We start from the raw sequence: 3481 nt of genomic DNA on the forward strand, positions 1-3481 counted from the left end.
ACCGAAGAGAGCTCGGTCATACCTATGATCCGGAAACCGACGCCCCCGGTGATGCCAATGAGCCGAATAAGACACGATAATGATCTTCCGCCTACGCCCGGAGACCACGAAGTAGCTGGCGTTCCATGTCCCGCAATGGCTGCCGCCCAGCGGCACACGGCTCGCGACGGCGGCCAGGCAACCGCCGAACTGGCGGTCGCGATTCCGTCCCTGATACTCGTGCTGCTGATTGCGATCTGGGTTCTCAGCGCGGTATCCGTTCAGGCGCAATGCGCGGAGGCAGCTCGCGTCGGAGCCCGTGCGGCTGCTCGCGGAGAAACCGACGAAGTAGTGCGCTCGTGGTCGAGAAGGGCCGCACCACGCGGTGCCGAAATATCTGTCACCCACGGCGGCAATTTTGTTGTGGTGCAGGTCCGCTTAGGTGTCCGGGCAACCGGGGGACTCGCTGGAATCATGCCCGCAATCAACATCACGATGTCCTCAACAGCGCCGCTCGAATCAGCGGAAACAATCTGATCGGACCTCAAAACCCACCCTCTGTTGAACCGTGGGTTACAGCGGGAGGAAGAACAGTGAATTCTACCGGCATGGACCGGTCATACCTGTACGGGCGCCCCGGCTTGCGGCACCGCGGCGAATCTGACGACCAGCACACGCCGGGCCGAAAGCGCCCCGGCGACACGGGCTCGGCGACCATCCTCATGCTTTCCGCATTCCTCGTTCTCGGGACCTTCACCGGTGCCGTCCTGATGGTCGCAATGATCGCGGTCTGTCGCCAGCGGGCCGCGAACGCCGCCGACATGGCCGCGCTCGCGGCCGCGGGCGACCCATCGGGCGACCCGCTGTCCATGTGCGCACGTGCACGCGACATCGGGCTCGCGAACCACGGCCGTGTCGTGTCCTGCACGATATCGGGGGACACCGTGGAAATCGCAGCGGCGATCGAGCTTCCGGGCGCGCTCAGGGGCCTTGGACCGCTGGTTGCGCGAGCCCGCGCCGGCCCGTGGGACGGCGCCAGCAGTGATGATATTGCCGGCACCACCATCGCGGCGTCGGCTGACAGCCTACGAAGGCGTGTCCCGACCAGGTCCGGCCGGATCGAGTTGCCGCAGTACGGTCTCCAGCAACCGGCGCGCGGCCGGCTTGTCCAGCGGCTCGTTCCCGTTGCCGCACTTTGGCGACTGCACGCACGATGGGCAGCCAGCGGTGCACTCACAAGCCGCGATCACGTCTCGAGTCGCCCGGAGCCACGGTTCACCGCGCAGAAAGCCCCGTTCGGCGAAACCGGCTCCACCCGGATGGCCGTCGTAGACAAATACCGTGGTCCGGCCCGTGTCCGGATGCAGTGCGGTGGACACTCCCCCGATGTCCCACCGATCACATGTCGCGAACAGCGGGAGGATGCCGATCGCCGCGTGTTCAGCCGCATGAACCGCGCCAGGGACATCATCCTCGTCGATCTCCGCCTCGGCCAACAACCCGTCGGTCACCGTGTACCAGACTGCCCGGGTACGCAGATGCCGTGGGGGAAGGTCGAGCGGCTCCTCTCCGACGACCCGTCCGGTCACGATCTGGCGCCGCTGGTAGGCCACTACCTGACTACTGACCTCAACCGTCCCCAGCTGCAGTTCGACCTCGCCTACCGTCCGGGAACGGGCCACGTCCAGCACCTTGATGTCCGTCAGCTCCCGGGCCCACGTCGTCCAGTCGGGCGTGTCCGCCTCAACGAAGGCGACCGCCACGTCAAGGTCGAGTTCGATGACCACGTAAAAACTGCCCTGGTGGAGATAGACCGCTCCACGGTGGACCGTCGAGTGCGACGTCGCGGCATCCACCGTCCCGAGCAGGCGCCCGGTCGATGCCTCGACGATCCGCACGGGCGCACCACCAACGCCACGGATATCAACATCAGGTCGGTAACGGTGGGTCCAGTACCAGCCTGCCGGCCGACGCCGGAGCCGGCCACGACGCACCAGGTCATCGACCGTGGTGCGGGCAGCCGGCCCGAAAAGATCAAAATCGGCCTCGGTCAGCGGCAGTTCCGCGGCCGCGCACTCGAGATGGGGGCCGAGCACATAGGGGTTGTCAGGATCAAGCACGGTGGCCTCGACCGGCCGACCGAACACGGCCTCCTGGTGGTGCACGAGATAGGTATCGAGAGGATCATCACGAGCGACCAGGACCGCAACGGCTCCCTGACCGTTACGACCCGCACGGCCAGCCTGCTGCCACAACGAGGCAAGAGTGCCCGGATACCCGGTGATAATGGCGGCATCCAGCCCGGTAACGTCCACACCCAGTTCCAAAGCGTTCGTCGCGGCAACCCCGAGCAGCCGTCCCGAGCGCAGATCCGCCTCCAGCGCCCGGCGTTCCTCCGGCAGGTAGCCCGCGCGATAGGCCGCGACCCGGTCCGCGAGATCCCTCGAAACGTCCGACAACGTTCGGCGGGCCGACTGCGCGACTACTTCCGCCGCCCTGCGCGACCGCACGAACACAAGAGTACGGACGCCGTCGGTGACGAGATCGGCAAGCAGGTCCGAGGCTTCCGCAGTCGCCGAACGGCGCACCGGCGCACCGTTGTGACCATGGATCGGCGACTCTCCGTGTCCTTCAGATCCCATCCCACCGGGCGTCGGCGCCACCACAGCCGATGCGGGCGGCCGCCAAGAGGTGACGAGTGGAGGTTCATACAGCACAAACCGGGTCGCGCCTCTCGGGGAGGCGTCATCGTCGACGACCTCGACATCGAGCCCGGTAAGGCGGCCAGCGGAGCGGCCCGGGTCGGAGACAGTCGCCGATGCCAGCACGAACACGGGCGTCGACCCGTACCGCGCAGCCACCCGTCGCAGCCGCCGCAGTACGTGTGCGACGTGGGAACCGAACACGCCCCGATAGCCGTGACACTCGTCGACCACGACGTATCGAAGGCCCCGCAGGAATGCGGCCCACCGCCGATGGGACGGCAACACACCGTGGTGCAACATGTCAGGATTGGTCAACACGAACGTCGCGTGAGCCCGGACCCAGTCACGTTCGGACGCGGATGTGTCGCCGTCGTACGTGGCGGCGCGTACTCCGGTCAGGTTGAGCGCACGAACAGCGCGGAGCTGGTCGTGCGCCAGTGCCTTGGTGGGAGCGAGATAAAGCGCCCGGGCCGACGCTTGGGCCAGCAGGACACTGAGCACGGGCATGAGGTATCCCAGCGACTTACCCGACGCCGTACCGGTCGCCAGTACGACGCTGCGTCCGCCATGTGCATGCTCGGCGGCGCGCACCTGATGGGTCCACGGCTCATCGATCCCGACGGCACGCAGCCGTGAGACCAGCACGGGATCTGCCCACACCGGCCAGGGAAGCTGCGTACCAATCCGGGCCGGTACATGCTCCACGTGTGTCACGCACCGCCGCCGGCGGGCGTCCGCAAAAAGTCGATCAAGAATCACCGCACCGCGATCCGGTGCGTCTTCGGGCACCACGGTTC

At 66.8% G+C, this 3481-nt stretch carries 2 protein-coding genes and 1 pseudogene; 2 read left to right on the forward strand and 1 reads right to left on the reverse strand.

All coding sequences use genetic code 11. The features are described from left to right. Positions 1–135 precede the first annotated feature (135 nt). Complete coding sequence (locus U9977_RS27335; RefSeq protein ID WP_322766278.1) at positions 136–516, forward strand: TadE family type IV pilus minor pilin; 381 nt, start codon at positions 136–138, stop codon at positions 514–516. A gap of 71 nt (positions 517–587) precedes the next feature. Then, positions 588–992, forward strand: a pseudogene (locus tag U9977_RS27340) (Rv3654c family TadE-like protein); the annotation flags it as partial. 72 nt (positions 993–1064) lie between these two features. Here the strand turns inward: U9977_RS27340 and U9977_RS26410 are convergent. Further along, positions 1065–3476: a DEAD/DEAH box helicase gene (locus U9977_RS26410; RefSeq protein WP_322751985.1), complete on the reverse strand. Its 2412-nt coding sequence runs from the start codon at positions 3474–3476 to the stop codon at positions 1065–1067. Between the last annotated feature and the right edge of the window lie 5 nt (positions 3477–3481).

Origin of the sequence: Protofrankia sp. Cas8, assembly GCF_963555845.1 — a bacterium.
Lineage (GTDB): Bacteria > Actinomycetota > Actinomycetes > Frankiales > Frankiaceae > Protofrankia.